This window comes from Hymenobacter sp., from assembly GCF_031398885.1.
GTDB lineage: Bacteria > Bacteroidota > Bacteroidia > Cytophagales > Hymenobacteraceae > Hymenobacter.
Window position 1 is genome coordinate 14,020 of the sequence record NZ_JANNOD010000113.1, and the last position, 14,317, is coordinate 28,336.

14 protein-coding genes are annotated in these 14,317 nt (G+C 64.7%); 11 read left to right on the forward strand and 3 right to left on the reverse strand.

Going from position 1 to position 14,317, the window contains the following annotated elements; all coding sequences use genetic code 11:
* The first annotated feature begins 70 nt into the window (after positions 1-70).
* Positions 71-226 carry a cbb3-type cytochrome oxidase assembly protein CcoS gene (ccoS, locus tag RMO51_RS20025; protein WP_310397750.1) on the forward strand — a complete coding sequence of 52 codons (156 nt, stop codon included), beginning with the start codon at positions 71-73 and terminating at the stop codon, positions 224-226.
* Positions 227-292: 66 nt separating this feature from the next.
* The gene (locus RMO51_RS20030; protein WP_310397751.1) at positions 293-793 is read left to right on the forward strand and encodes a DUF2199 domain-containing protein; all 501 of its coding nucleotides are present in this window, start codon (positions 293-295) and stop codon (positions 791-793) included.
* Between the two features lie 40 nt (positions 794-833).
* Here the strand turns inward: RMO51_RS20030 and RMO51_RS20035 are convergent, their stop codons facing one another.
* Positions 834-1,967, reverse strand: coding sequence for a Fic family protein (locus RMO51_RS20035; protein ID WP_310397752.1), 1,134 nt, complete (start codon positions 1,965-1,967; stop codon positions 834-836).
* Positions 1,968-2,166: 199 nt separating this feature from the next.
* Here RMO51_RS20035 and ccoN point away from each other — a divergent pair, with 199 nt between their 5' ends.
* From ccoN to RMO51_RS20080, 9 genes are all read left to right on the forward strand, one after another.
* Positions 2,167-4,392 (forward strand): cytochrome-c oxidase, cbb3-type subunit I, encoded by a 2,226-nt coding sequence (gene ccoN, locus RMO51_RS20040; protein WP_310397753.1) that lies wholly within the window; start codon positions 2,167-2,169, stop codon positions 4,390-4,392.
* A 145-nt stretch (positions 4,393-4,537) separates the two neighbouring features.
* Positions 4,538-4,732 (forward strand): hypothetical protein, encoded by a 195-nt coding sequence (locus RMO51_RS20045; protein ID WP_310397754.1) that lies wholly within the window; start codon positions 4,538-4,540, stop codon positions 4,730-4,732.
* Positions 4,726-5,616 carry a cbb3-type cytochrome c oxidase N-terminal domain-containing protein gene (locus RMO51_RS20050; RefSeq protein ID WP_310397755.1) on the forward strand — a complete coding sequence of 297 codons (891 nt, stop codon included), beginning with the start codon at positions 4,726-4,728 and terminating at the stop codon, positions 5,614-5,616. The genes RMO51_RS20045 and RMO51_RS20050 overlap by 7 nt, the downstream gene beginning before the upstream one ends.
* Positions 5,617-5,767: 151 nt before the next feature.
* A complete protein-coding gene (ccoG, locus tag RMO51_RS20055; RefSeq protein ID WP_310397756.1) occupies positions 5,768-7,177 on the forward strand; it encodes a cytochrome c oxidase accessory protein CcoG in 1,410 nt (469 codons plus the stop codon).
* Between the two features lie 244 nt (positions 7,178-7,421).
* A complete protein-coding gene (locus RMO51_RS20060) occupies positions 7,422-7,901 on the forward strand; it encodes a FixH family protein (RefSeq protein ID WP_310397757.1) in 480 nt (159 codons plus the stop codon).
* 93 nt (positions 7,902-7,994) lie between these two features.
* Positions 7,995-8,726, forward strand: coding sequence for a sulfite exporter TauE/SafE family protein (locus RMO51_RS20065; RefSeq protein WP_310397758.1), 732 nt, complete (start codon positions 7,995-7,997; stop codon positions 8,724-8,726).
* Positions 8,727-8,776: 50 nt separating this feature from the next.
* On the forward strand, positions 8,777-9,697 hold the full coding sequence (locus RMO51_RS20070) for a universal stress protein (protein ID WP_310397759.1): 921 nt from the start codon (positions 8,777-8,779) through the stop codon (positions 9,695-9,697).
* Positions 9,698-9,765: 68 nt separating this feature from the next.
* Positions 9,766-10,710: an oxygen-dependent coproporphyrinogen oxidase gene (gene hemF, locus RMO51_RS20075; RefSeq protein ID WP_310397760.1), complete on the forward strand. Its 945-nt coding sequence runs from the start codon at positions 9,766-9,768 to the stop codon at positions 10,708-10,710.
* A 202-nt stretch (positions 10,711-10,912) separates the two neighbouring features.
* The gene (locus RMO51_RS20080) at positions 10,913-11,620 is read left to right on the forward strand and encodes a hypothetical protein (RefSeq protein WP_310397761.1); all 708 of its coding nucleotides are present in this window, start codon (positions 10,913-10,915) and stop codon (positions 11,618-11,620) included.
* 81 nt (positions 11,621-11,701) lie between these two features.
* Here RMO51_RS20080 and RMO51_RS20085 read toward each other — a convergent pair whose 3' ends face one another.
* Entirely contained in the window at positions 11,702-12,571 is an 870-nt protein-coding gene (locus tag RMO51_RS20085) for a universal stress protein (protein WP_310397762.1), read from the reverse strand.
* A gap of 228 nt (positions 12,572-12,799) precedes the next feature.
* A complete protein-coding gene (hemA, locus tag RMO51_RS20090; RefSeq protein ID WP_310397763.1) occupies positions 12,800-14,185 on the reverse strand; it encodes a glutamyl-tRNA reductase in 1,386 nt (461 codons plus the stop codon).
* Positions 14,186-14,317: the final 132 nt, after the last annotated feature.

Genomic DNA, 14,317 nt, shown 5'->3' on the forward strand with positions numbered 1-14,317 from the left:
AGGGGGTGAGGTTCCGTTAGCCCGGCTTAGCATGACGTTCTCCAAAATTCTGTTGCTAAACCTTCTAAACATGACCATCATCTTCCTGCTCATTGCCATCAGCCTGCTCGTAGCCCTCACGTTTCTGGGCGCGTTCCTGTGGGCCGTGCGCTCGGGCCAATACGAGGACACCTACACGCCCGCGGTACGGATGCTGTTTGACGAAGAAATCACGCAGGAGAAATAGCCTCGGCAGCTCACTGTACCTTCGGAGCCTCGTTGCTACTCAAATCAGGTTTTCGAGCTTGCTGGCATGGACGGTTTCACTTGCTCCCGATGCGGGGAATTTCACGGTGAATTTCCCATGTGTTTCGGGGCAGAATTTCCCGACTTTTACTTCAGCGTTCCGCCTGAGGAAAGAAACGCCAGGATTGAACTCACAGAAAGCCTTTGCGTGGTGGACGAAGCTCATTTCTTCATTCGGGGGCGCATTGAAATTCCAGTCACTGGTTCGAATGAGTTGTTCTGCTGGAATGTCTGGACCAGCCTGAGCGAGGAGAATTTCATTCGGGTGAACGAACGGTGGAACGACGAGCGGCGCACGGAAGAGCCAGCCTACTTCGGCTGGCTGCAAACGCAGCTTCCGGGCTATGCCGATACCCTCAACCTCAAAACGATGGTGCATACGCAGGCGGTTGGCATCATTCCCCGAATTGAGCTAATTGAAAAAGGCCACGCCTTGACACAGGAGCAGCAGGCGGGAATAGCGTGGCAGCGCGTTACCGAACTGGTTGAAATTGCGATGCACGGATAGGTTATGAACGGCAAGTGGCTGGCCCTTGCCAGTAATTGCGCTAATCCTCCAGAATCGAATACAGCTCCCGGTTGATGTAATACAGGTTGCCTTGCACGGTCTTTTTCTCCAGTACCTGAAGCTCCACCAGCTTGTTGAGGTAGTCGCGGGCGGTGTTGAGGGCGTAGGTACGGTCTTCGGTGAGGTGCTTGATGCGGGTGATGGGTTGGGTGAAAATCTTTTGGGTCAGCTGGTCGGGGCGGCGGATGCTTTTCTGGGTCTGGATAACCGCCAGCACCGCGTCGCGCGCCTCCAGAATCCGGTTGATTTTATCGAAGGTCAGGTTGGCCGTTACCTCCACCGCCGTGAGCATGTAGCGCAGCCACGCGTGCCAGTCGCCGCGCTGCGACACCCCGGCCAAGGCCCCGTAATACGCCTCCTTGTGCGCCAGGATGTAGCGGCTCAGGTACAAAATGGGGTAGTCGAGCAGGCCTTTTTTTACCAGGTAGTGGATGTTGAAAATGCGGCCCGTGCGCCCGTTGCCGTCGCGAAACGGATGGATGGCTTCGAATTGATAATGGGCAATGGCCATCTTCAGCAGCGGGTGCAGCGGATAGGCTTGGTCGTCGTTCACGAACGCAAGCAGGTTGTCGAGCTTGGTTTCGAGGATGCCTGCCCCGCGCGGCGGCGTGTAAACGGCCTTGCCCGCGTTGGGGCCGCTGCCGCCCTGGCGGATGACGGTGGCCGTGAAGGGCGGCCGGATGCCTTCCTCCACTTGCTTGATTTCCTGCACCATGCGCACAAAGTAGCTGCGGGTGAAGCCGGGCTCACCTTTCAGAAAATTATTGCCGCTCCACAGCGCCTCGCGGTAGCGCAGCACTTCTTTGGCGGGGCCTTCCGCCCGGTCGGCTTTGGTTTCGCTGAAGGCCCGGTACAGCTCATCGTCGGTGGTGAAGATGTTTTCGATGGCGCTGGACGCTTTGGCTTCCTGCAGGCTGATGGAGTTTATCAGCAGCCCCTGGTTGGGAATGGCCACGCTCCGGCCGTGCAACCGCCCCAGGGCTTCGCGCGCGTGGCCCAACTGTTCCAGCAGTTCGGGCGTGCGCCACAGCTCCGGGGCGATGGGCAGGTCAGGCAAGTCATTCCACGGCTTGTCACGGTCAGGATTTATGCGGTACGGGATAATTGCTGGCATCAAGAACAGGCTTAATTGATGTTAGGTGACACCCAAAGCATCAAATCTAACCACATTTATTGGGCTAACATCAAAAATTCGCCTTTTTGATGTTAGCCCCGTCGCCTGACATCAATCAGCCGCCCGGCTGACGTTCGTCATCTTTTCCGAAATACCCTCGGGGGACCTTTGAAGTAGTAAAAAACCCTCTTCTCAGGCCATGCAAGCTGAATTAGAATTACCGACTGCTACTACGCAGCCGCTGCTGGCGCCGCCGCCGCCCGTGCGCGGAATTGAAACCTTCTTCTACGACAACCGGATTGTCCGCGACTTTGGCATTGCCACCGTCGTCTGGGGCATCATCGGGATGCTGGTGGGGGTGCTGGCGGCGTTTCAGCTGGCGCTGCCCGAGGTGAACCTGGGCAACGCCTACACCACCTTCGGCCGCATCCGGCCGCTGCACACCAACGCCGTCATTTTCGCCTTTGTCGGCAACGGCATTTTCACGGGCGTGTACTACTCGCTGCAGCGCCTGTGCAAGACGCGCATGTTCTCCGACGTGCTCAGTAAGGTGCACTTCTGGGGCTGGCAGCTCATCATCGTGTCGGCCGTGATTTCGCTGCCGCTGGGCCTGACCACTTCCAAGGAGTACGCCGAGCTGGAGTGGCCCATCGACATTGCCATTACGGTGGTGTGGGTGGTGTTTGGCTGGAACATGTTCGGCACCATTGCCCGGCGGCGCGAGCGGCACCTGTACGTGGGCATCTGGTTCTACATCGCCACGTTCCTGACGGTGGCCGTGCTGCACCTCGTCAACTCGGCGGCCCTGCCGGTGAGCTTCATGAAAAGCTACTCGGCCTACGCCGGCGTGCAGGACGCGCTGGTGCAGTGGTGGTACGGCCACAACGCGGTGGCGTTTTTCCTGACCACGCCCTATTTGGGCATGATGTACTACTTCCTGCCCAAGGCGGCGGAGCGGCCGGTGTATTCCTACCGTCTGAGCATCATTCACTTCTGGTCGCTGATTTTCATTTACATCTGGGCCGGGCCGCACCACTTGCTCTACACCGCCCTGCCCGACTGGGCCCAAAGCCTGGGCGTGGCCTTCAGCATCATGCTGATTGCCCCGAGCTGGGGCGGCATGATAAACGGCCTGCTGACCCTGCGCGGCGCCTGGGACAAGGTGCGCACCGAGCCTGTGCTCAAGTTCTTCGTGGTGGCCGTGACGGCCTACGGCATGGCCACCTTCGAGGGCCCGATGCTGGCGCTGAAGAACGTGAACGCCCTGGCCCACTTCACCGACTGGATTGTGGCCCACGTGCACGTGGGGGCCCTGGGCTGGAACGGTTTCCTGACTTTCGGGATGCTCTACTGGCTGTGGCCGCGGCTCTACAAAACGCCGCTGCACTCCACCAAGCTGGCCACCACGCACTTCTGGCTGGGCACGTTGGGCATCCTGTTCTACGCCATCCCCATGTACTGGTCCGGCTTCACGCAGGGGCTGATGTGGAAGCAGTTCAACGCCGAGGGGATGCTGCAATACCCCAACTTCCTCGAAACCGTGCTGCAGCTGGTGCCTATGTACTACCTGCGCGGCCTCGGCGGGCTGCTCTACCTGAGCGGTGTGTTCCTGATGATGTACAACCTGTACCGGACGGCTAAGGCCGGCACGCTGCTGGCCAACGAAAGGGCCGAGGCGCCCGCGCTGCTGCCGGCGGCCCAGGACCCCCACGCCACCGGCGGGCACTGGCACCGCTGGCTGGAGCGCCGCCCGTTTCAGCTGGCCGTGGGCGCCACGGTGGCCATCCTCATCGGCGGCGTGATTGAAATGGTGCCCATGTTCCTGGTCAAATCCAACGTGCCCACCATTGCCTCGGTGAAGCCCTACACCTCGCTGGAATTGCAGGGCCGCGACCTCTACATCAAGGAAGGCTGCTCGAACTGCCACACCCAAATGGTGCGCCCGTTCCGCTCCGAAACCGAGCGCTACGGCGAGTACAGCAAAGCCGGCGAGTTTGTATACGACCGGCCCTTCCTGTGGGGCAGCAAGCGCACCGGCCCCGATTTGCACCGCGTGGGCGGCAAGTACCCGCACTCCTGGCACTACAACCACATGCTGGACCCTACGAGCATGTCGCCCGGCTCCATCATGCCGCCCTACCCCTGGCTGCTCGACAACGAAATCGACTACACCGACCTACCCGCTAAAATCCGGGTGCTCCAACAGCTGGGCACGCCCTACCCCGCCGGCTACGACCGGCAAGCCGTGGCCGACGCCCAGCGGCAGGCCAAGGGCATCGTGGCTGACCTAAAAAAGGAGAATATCGATGTGAAATCCGACCGGGAAATCGTGGCCCTGATTGCCTACCTCCAGCGCCTGGGCACCGACATCAAGGTGAAGCCCGAGCAGGCCGCGGCCACGGCCGAAGCCGCGGCGGCGCAGTAGTTGCGCAACCTCACCCCCGGCCCCTCTCCCCAGGAGAGGGGAGCCTGACGCCAGGGCCGAACCGGTGCCCCCTCTCCGCGGGAGAGGGGGTCAGGGGGTGAGGTTTCGGTCTGCTGATAATCCAAAGCCCTAATCCCCACGCATCATGTACAAAAACGTTCTGCAGTCCATCACGGGCATTGCCATTTACCCGCTCATCTCCTTCGTTATCTTCTTCCTGTTTTTTGTGGCCCTCCTGGTCTATGTGCTGGTCGTCAACCGCCAGTACATCGCCGCCATGAGCCGGCTGCCGCTGGAAGACGACCAACCCGCCGCCGTTAAACCCAACCCCTCATGTTAGCGTCCGTTAAAACTGCCCGGTTGGGACTGCTGACCGCAGCCTCGTTGCTGTTAAACGGCACGGTTAGCGCCCAAACCCCGGCGGCCGACGCCCCGGCCAAAGCGGCCGCCATGAACGAGCAGGAGCTGCTGTTCTGGGTGCTGCTGGGCCTGCTGGGGCTGCTGCTGCTGGTGCTGCTGTTCGTGGGCATCATGGTTGCCGTGCAGATGCGGCCGCAGCTGCGCCAGCTCTACGACCTGCCCACGGTGCACAACACCTGGAGCGGCAAAATGCTGGGCCTGCTGGTGGGCGACCCCGCGCTGGTGCGGGGCGACGTGCGCGACGAGGAGCTGGACCACAACTACGACGGCATCCGCGAGTTCGACAACGACCTGCCGCCGTGGTGGAAGTACGGGTTCGGCTTCACCATCGTGTTTGCCTTCGTGTACGTGGGATACTACCACGTGACGCAAAAAGGCCAGCTGCAAACGGCTGAGTACGAAACCGAGATGCGCCAGGCGGCCTTGCTCGTCGCGGCCGGCGCCGACGACCCGACCAAGCTCACCACCTACCTGGCCCTGACCACCGCGGCCGACCTGAGCAGCGGCAAAAGCATCTACGTGACCAACTGCGCCCCCTGCCACGGCGCCAACGCCGAGGGCAAAGTCGGCCCCAACCTGACCGACGACTTCTGGCTGCACGGCGGCGAGGTGAACCACGTCTACAAAACCATTAAGTACGGCATCCCGAGCAAGGGCATGGTGGCCTGGAAAGGTAAGCTCTCGGGCAAGCAGATTCTGCAGGTGACCTCCTACGCCCTGAGCCTGCTGGGCTCGCAGCCCGCCAACCCCAAGCCGCCGCAGGGCGAGAAGGAAGCCGTGGCCAAACCGCTGGCCATGCGCTAGCGGAGAGCCTCACCCCCCGGCCCCCTCTCCTTCAGAGAGGGGGTGCCAGTCGACAAAACAGTACCCCAACACACCAGCATTTTTCCCGTCTGCGCCGCCGTGGCTCCCCCTCTCTGAAGGAGTGGGGGCCGGGGGGTGAGGCCCTTACACCATGACCCCCACCCAATTCAAGCCCGACGACGCGTACCGCGACACCATTTCCACGGTGGGCGCGGCGGGCCAGCGGGTGTGGCTTTACCCCAAGAAGCCCACCGGGCGGCTCTACCGGGCCCGCAAGGGGCTCAGCTACGGCTTGCTGGCGGTGCTGTTTGCCGGGCCCTGGCTGCGGCTCAACGGTCTGCCCCTACTGATGTGGAACCTGCCGGCGCGGAAGTTCATCATTCTGGGGCAGATTTTCTGGCCCCAGGACTTCTTCATCCTATTGCTGGCCACGCTCACGTTTCTCGTGTTCATCATCCTGTTCACGGTGGTGTACGGGCGGGTGTTCTGCGGCTGGGTGTGCCCGCAGACCATCTTTCTGGAAATGGTCTTCCGGCGCATCGAGTACTGGCTCGAAGGCGACGCCCCCCAGCAAAAGGCGCTGGACCGCGCTGACTGGGACTGGAACAAAACCTGGCGCAAAACCACCAAGCACGTCCTGTTCCTGGCCGTGTCGTTTCTCATTGCCAATACCTTCCTGGCCTACATCATCGGCTCGGATGCGCTGGTGGCCATCGTGACGGACCCGCTCACGGCGCACTTGGGCGGGCTGGCGGCCATGGTCGGGTTCACGGGCGTGTTCTACGCCGTGTTTGCGCGGTTTCGGGAGCAGGTGTGCACCATTGTGTGCCCCTACGGCCGCCTGCAGGGCGTGCTGCTCGACCAGGACAGCCTGGTGGTGGCCTACGACTACCAGCGGGGCGAGCCGCGCGCGAAGCTGCACAAAAACCAGGCGCGCACCGCCGGCGACTGCATCGACTGCCACCAGTGCGTGCAGGTCTGCCCCACCGGCATCGACATCCGCAACGGCGCCACCCAAATGGAATGCGTGAATTGCACGGCCTGCATCGACGCCTGCGACGCCATCATGGACCTGGTGAAGCTGCCGCAAGGATTGATTCGGCACGCCTCGGAAAACGGCATTGCCAACGGCACCAAGTTCCGATTCACGGGCCGCGTGAAGGCCTTGTCGGGCGGCTTGGTCCTGCTGCTGGCCGTGCTCACGGGCCTGCTGGTGTCGCGCGCCAACGTGCAGGCCACGGTGCTGCGCACGCCGGGGCAGCTCTACCAGAAAACCGAGCGCGGCACCATCACCAACCTCTACAACATCTCCATCATCAACAAAACCAACCGCCGCTACCCCATCACCCTGCGCATCCTGGAACCGGCGCAGGGCCAAATTTCGCTCATCGGCACCGCCGGCCTGAAGCTGCCCGCGCAGGGCATCACCGAAGGCGTCTTCTTCGCCGAATTACCCCGCACGGCCCTGCACCGCACTAACCAGAAAATCCGCATCGGTGTGTTCAGCGGCGGCCAGCTGATTTCGGAAACCAGCACCAAGTTTCTCGGGCCGTCGCAGTAATGAAAATTTAGCCCAAAGGCCGTCATGCTGAACGCCGCCAGCCGAACCTCACCCCCTGACCCCCAGTTCGCTACAAGCGCGAAGCCCGTGGAGAGGGGGCACCGGTTCGGCCCTGGCGTCAGGCTCCCCTCTCCGCGGGCTTCGCGCATCAAGCGAACCGGGGCCGGGGGTGAGGTTGCCCCGTTGAACGATGCGGGCGAGATGCTTCGCTGCGCTCTGCATGACGTTCTTATTTCAATTGATTATGACATCTCCCATCACCGCACCTCCCAAACGCAGCGCCTGGCCCTACGCCATCGTTGCCGTGTTCGTGCTTTTCGCCGTCTACATCGGCTCGATGGTGTACCAGGCCATGCAGACCGACGTGAACCTGGTCAGTGCCGACTACTACCAGAAAGAGCTGGCCCACCAGCAGCGCATGAACGCGGTGGCCCGCACCGCCGCCCTGCCCACTCCCGTGCAGGTGCGCCACGATGCCGCCAGCCGGCGCCTGACCCTGCAGCTACCGGCCGCCCTGGCGGGGCAAGCGGTGCAAGGGCAGGTCCACTTCTTCCGCCCCTCCGATAAAGCTTTGGATTTCACGCTGCCCTTGCAGCTTGCGGCCGACCAGCGGCAACTCATCAACACCAATAAAATGGCGCCCGGCTTGTGGCGGGTGCAGCTGGATTTTACGGCGGGCGGGCAGGCCTATTTTCTAGAACAAGACCTCACCGTTATTGAATGAGGAATGAAGAATGAGGAATGAAGAATTGGGGAAAGGCGAAAGGGCCAGAACTTCCTCACTGCTCACTATTCACTGCTAACTGTTCACTGCTCATTGATTTTCGCCGGATTCCTGTTTGGGTTGCTGGGCAGCTTTCACTGCGTGGGCATGTGCGGGGCCATTGCCCTGGCGCTGCCCGGTAGCGTGGGTGCGGCCACGTCGCCGCTGCGCTACGCCGGTGGCCGGCTGCTCTACAACCTGGGCCGGGTCACGACCTACGCCACGCTGGGGGCCGGGGCCGGGCTGGTGGGCCAGGGCCTGCGCCTGGCCGGGGTGCAGCAGGGCTTGTCCATTGCCTCGGGCGTGTTGATTCTGCTGTTGGTGGCGGTGCCGGAGCGCTACACCAGACGCATGGCGGGTTGGCTGGGGCTGCACCGGCCGCTGGCCTGGGTGAAAAACACGCTGGGCCGCCTGTTTCAGCAGCCGACGCTGCCCGCCTTGTACGCCACGGGCGTGCTCAACGGCCTGCTACCCTGCGGCCTGGTGTACCTGGCGCTGGCCGGGGCGCTGAGCGCGCCGGGCGTAGCGGGCGCGGCGGCTTACATGGCCTGCTTCGGCCTGGGCACGCTGCCGCTCATGTTCGGGCTGGCGCTGAGCGGGCGGCTGGTGCCGCTGCGCTGGCGCTCGCGCCTGCGCCGGGCCGTGCCCTACGCGGCTTCGGTGCTGGCGGTGCTCTTCATCGTGCGCGGCCTGGGGCTGGGCATTCCTTACCTGAGCCCGCAACTGAATCCGCCCACCACCGAGGCCAGTGCCGCCCAACCGGCCACGGTGCACGACTGCCACTAGCTGCTTCATTCTTCATTCCCCATTCTTCGGCCAACTGCTCGCCCCCGCCCATGAAAACCATCCTCGTTCCCCTTGACCACACCGCCGCGGCCGAACCCACCCTGGCCTACGCCAACAAGCTCGCCGTGCGCTGGCCGGCCGAAGTGGTGCTGCTGTACTGCCTGCCCACCGCCCCCGGCGAAGCGGCGGCCGCCCTGGCGGCTGCGGAGCAGCGGCTGCGCGGCCTGGTCGAGCGCCTGCGCTACCAGCAGCTCACCCGCCAGAACGGCCGCCGCATCCGCTACCGCTACCGGGTGCTGGCCGGCTGCCTGCCCGACCACGTGCACGCCGAGGCAGCAGCATGTGCCGCCGACCTGGTGGTGCTGGGCCTGGCGCACATCGACTGCTGCCGCGCAGCCGCCCCCGACAACCACGCCGTGACCCTCGCCGCCCTGGTGGCCTGCCCGGTGCTGGTGGTGCCGGCCGGCCGGCGCGCGTTGCCGCACCGCCTGGTTTTTTCCGCTGATTTCACCGACGTGGCGCCCGGCCTGCTGCCGCAGCTGGCGGCGCTGGCGGATGCGTTTCCCGCGCCCCTGGACCTGGTGCAGGTGTACGCGCCCGCCGACCGGCCCAAGCGCCGGCAGCTCCAGCAGGCGCTGAGCACCGCCGCGGCGCAGCTGGCCTGGCCGGGGCCCGTCGCCCAACACCTGCTCGAAGACGAGGCCCGGCTGGAGGGCATCGATGATTTCTGCGCCCGCACCCAGGCGGAATTGCTGGTCATCGCGCCCGCCAGCGCGGGGCAGCTAGTGCAGTATTTCGGCACCTGCTACACCAAAACCCGGGCCTACCACACCCAGATTCCGGTGCTGATACTGCCTGCCTTGAGGCCCGAAACGGCCCCCGAAACCTGCTGCGCCCACTGCGCCCAGCACCCGGTTCGTCCAGTCCCAAACGCGGCCGCCGTAGCCTACCACACCTTGAATTGGGTCTGACCGGCCCGGCTGCTTCGCCGGCTGACGCCGGCACCCGCTTCCAACCCTTTGCTTCTTTTTCAATAATTATGGAAAGCCCCATTGATTGTACCGTAAGTCCGACCCGCACCCTGGTGGAAAACTGGATGCGCAGCTTCCAAGACTGGCTCTGCTACCGGCTGGAGCTGGCCGATGGCAGCGGCGTCAAGTTCGTTGAAACGACCTGGGAGCACGCCGGCGGCGGGGGCGGCCGCACGCGGGTGCTGCAGCAGGGCGCGGTGCTGGAAAAGGGCGGGGTGGCGTTTTCGGCCGTGACGGGCGAAGTGACCGCGCAAGCGGCCCAGGCCCTGCTCTTGCCCGACCGGCGCTACTTCGCCACTGGCGTGAGCGTGGTGCAGCACCCGCGCAGCCCCCGCGTACCCATCTCGCACATGAACGTGCGCTACTTCGAGGCCGGCAACGGCGAGGCCTGGTTCGGCGGCGGCCTCGACCTGACCCCGATTTACGTGGACGAGGCCCAGGCCCGCTGGTTCCACGAGCAGATACGCGCCGTGTGCCAGCGCCACGACCCCACGTACTACCCGCGCTTCAAGCAGTGGGCCGACGAGTACTTCTACCTGCCCCACCGCCAGGAAACCCGCGGCGTCGGCGGCATCTTTTTCGACCGGCTGACCGTGGGCCGGAATGGCTCCTTCGACGAGCTGTTCGCCTTCGTGCAGGACGTGGGCGAGGTCTACGGCCGGGCCTACGGCACCATCATGCGCCAAAACCGGGACCTGCCCTACACCGAGCGCGAGAAGCAGTGGCAGCAGGTGCGCCGCAGCCGCTACGCCGAGTTCAACCTGGCCATCGACCGGGGCACGCGCTTCGGCCTCGAAACCGGCGGCCGCACCGAAAGCATCCTCATGAGCCTGCCGCCCCAGGCCGAGTGGCACTACAACTACACCGTCGAGCCCGGCTCCCCGGAAGAAGCCACCCAGCGGTGGCTGCGCCAAGGCGTGGAGTGGGCGGCCGTGGCCGATGCGGCGGCGTAGGGCCCACGCAAAAAGAACGTCGTGCCGAGCAAATAAGAACGTCGTGCCGATGAATTAAGAACGTCATGCCGAGCGCAGCCGAGGCATCTCGCTCGCATCGTTGCACCTTTTGAGTTACTGCTGCACGCGAGATGCCTCGGCTGCGCTCGGCATGACGTTCCGTTTTTTTTAGTGCCCTTCTGAACCCTTATTTCCTGACCTCATGCGCATTTCCTCCTGCTTCTCCGCTGCCGCCCTGGCCTTGCTGCTGGCGGCCTGCGACACTAAAAACCCCAACGGGATGCCTGATGAAAAGGCCGGCCAAGGCCCCGCGCAGGTCGTCACCGACAAGCCGCCCAAGCCCGACTCGGCCGCCGCGCGCACCGAAAACCCGGTGCTGCCCGCCGACACCTCGGTGGCCGGGGCCTGGCTGCTGCTGGAAGGCGCCCTGCGCGGCCACGATGCCGAGGTGCTCAACCAGCTCATCGACCCGGAATTTGGCCTCTGGATTCTGGAGCAGCCCGGCGCCGTGCCGCTGGTGACGCGGGTGGCCGAAGCGGGAGCGTTTCGCCGCGCCAACCAAAACCTGCCCCTGTTCTCGCTGGACAAGCAGCTGATGGCTTGTCCGCAATTGCGCGCCGTGCCGCAGTTGCCCGAAGCGGATTGCGGCCTGCAAACCAAGCAGAACGCGGGGTTTGTCCAACAAGGCTGCTTTGCCGGCCCGGCCACCGCCTTCCGAAACCTGAAATTTTGGGCCAGCGCTACCGTGAAGGGCGGCACGGCGGCGCAGGGCCAGGCCGCGCAGGGGCGCACCGGGCGCACGGTGCTGCAAACCCGCACGGGCTTCCGGTTTCACTTCGCCAAGTCGGCGGGCGTGGGCGGGCGCTGGCGGCTCATCTTCATCGACCTGCGCGAACCCTGCGTTGCCTGACGCTCCGGGCCTGAAAACGCAACGCCCGGCTGGTAATCCAGCCGGGCGTTTTCGGTGGCGGTGGCGGCCTCGCCGCCTGGCTTAGGCCAGCTTGAAGGTGAACACCGGCGGGAAGGCGTGGGTGGCCACGGTTTCGGCAATGCTGGTGTGCAGGAAGCGGCTCAGGCCAGTGCGGCCGTGGGTCGGAATGACCAACAAGTCCGCCTGCACCTGCCGGGCATACGCGGAAATGCCCGAAACGGGGCTGTCGTCCGTGAAAACAGCGGGCTGGGCGTGCTGCAGGCCGTGGCGCTGCGCGAAAGCCGTGATATGCGCCTGCGCGGCGGCGGCTTGTTGTTCCTCCTCTACCACTTGCAGCAGGTGCAGCTCGGCGTCGGGAAACAGGGCCTGCACCTGCCGCAGGCCGGCCACGGCCCGGTCGGTTTCGGCCGTAAAGTCGGACGGGAACAGGATGCGGCGCGGCGCAAACTCCGCCACGGCGTACTTGACGGTGAGCACCGGACAGGGCGCCAGCCGCACCAGCTCCTCGGTGTGGGAGCCGTTGAGCAGGTGCTCCACCGCCGAGTGGACCTGCGCGCCAATGACAACCAGGTCAATGCCCTGCGTTTCGATGGCCTGCAGGATGGCGGGCCCGGTGCGGTCCGTGAGCACCATGTCGCGCACGGCCACGTTGGGGGCGGTGCGGCTGGCTTCGCTCAGCAGCCCGTGCATGCGCCGCTTGGTGGCTTGCAGCAGCTGAATCATGAATACGCCGTCCATGCCACCGCCGCTGTTGGGCAGCTCGGTGCCTCCCACCGGCCCGCCGTAGGTGCTGAAGTTGGCGGTTTCGGGCACCTCCAGCACGTGCAGCAGCGTCACGCTGCCACCCACCCGACGGGCCAGTTGCAAAGCCACTTCAAAGGCGTGGTGCGATTCGGGAGAAAAGTCGGTGGGAACCAGCAGATTTTTCATGAGAAAGCAGGAAAAGGAACGTTGGACCAGGCAGGAGGCCGGGCCTGAGGCAAATGTCCGGCTCCGTTTCAGCCCCGCGAATGACGGGGGCCGACCGGAAAGGTGACGTTTGTCAGGCCGGCCTTGGTGCTCGTGGCGGGGCTGGCAAGTTGCGTTGCGTTAGCCGCCGCGCGGCGACCCGTTGGCAGGAACTAGTGGATGAGCAAACCAGAGCCGCCGCGCGACGGCTCAGAACGCCTGACTAACTGCTTCACTGCCGATGCGTCGCCGCGCGGCGGCTTGGGCAACCGTCGCAGTCGCCAAGCAGGCGACGAGCGGGTCGGCTTGGCGGGCCGGCTCGACCCACGCCGGCACCGGCGGGCGCTCCAGGTTGAACAGCTCGCTGAGCAGCTCCGCCAGCGGGCCGGCTTCGCCCCGCTGGCAGGCGGCTTTGAGCTGCAGCACGGGCTGCTTGAGCACCTTTTGCATCAGCGACTTGGTGATTTCGTCCAGCAGGCCGGCTTCGGCGGGACTCATCCGTTTGCCGAAGCGCTTCATCTCGTCCTGCCGCAGCTGCTCCAGGGCATTTTTCAGCTTCTGAATGGTGGGCGAAACCGCCATTTCCGCGCTCCAGTTCTGCAAGCCCGCCAGGCTTTCGGCGATGATGGCCCGCACCTGCGGCACGGCCGCCAGCCGCCGCTCCAGGGCCGCCGAGGCTTTGCTTTGGATGGCATCGAGCGGGTAGAGCAGCACGCCGGGCACGGCCTCCACCGCGGGGGCAATGCTGCGGGGCACGGCCAGGTCCACGAAGTACTTGTGGCTGAGCACCGCCGCCGGGGCCAGCAGCGCGGGCGTGATGACGGGCGCGGGGGCCGCCACCGAGGAAATGATAACGTCTGCGTCCTGAATGCCTTGGGCGAGGTCGGCAAAGTCCAGCACCCGCAGGCCGCACTCGGCGGCCAGTGCTTCCGCTTTGGCCCGCGTCCGGTTGCAGATGGTGACGTGCGCAAACCGGCCGCTGGCGCCGAAATACCGGGCCACGTCGGCCCCGAAAGGGCCCGCGCCCACCAGCAACACCCGCGGGCTGGCCAGGTGGGCCGTCAGGTCTTCCACCAGTTGCAGCGCGGCGTAGGCAACCGAGGCGGCGCCGTCGCAAAAACCGGTTTCCTGGCGCACCCGCTTGTGGGTGAAAAACACGGTGTGCAGCAGCCGGTGCAAAAACGGCCCGGCCGCGCCCGCATCGGCCGACCATTGGTAGGCCTGCTTCACTTGGTGGCCAACCTGCTGGTCGCCCACTACCTGCGCGTCCAGGCCCATGGCCACCTCGAACAGGTGCTGCACGGCCGCTTTGGCGCTGGTAATGCTGACGAAATAAGGGGTTATCCGGGCGGTATCGGGCAGGTTTTTCAGCCGGGCCAGCGCGCCGAGGATGGCGGCGCACTGGTCCCGCGCGGCGCTGTAGTACACCTCGGTGCGGTTGCAGGTGCTCAGCACCAGCACATCGGTCAGGCCCAGCTCCTGACTCAGGATGAGCAGCAACCGGCGGCAGGCCGGCTCGTCCAGGGCCAGCCGCTCCCGGATGGCCAGCGGCGCTTGCTGGTGGGTGAGGCTGACAACTTTAAAGCGCTGGTTCATGCGGAGGAACGAAGAAGAGAAGCCGGCCGCCCCCGGTATTCCCGGGCGGGGCGGCCCTCCACAAAGGTCCCTCGACCCCCAGGCCGAAAGCATGACGCACGTCACTCGCCCGCCTGATAGGTGTCATGGCAG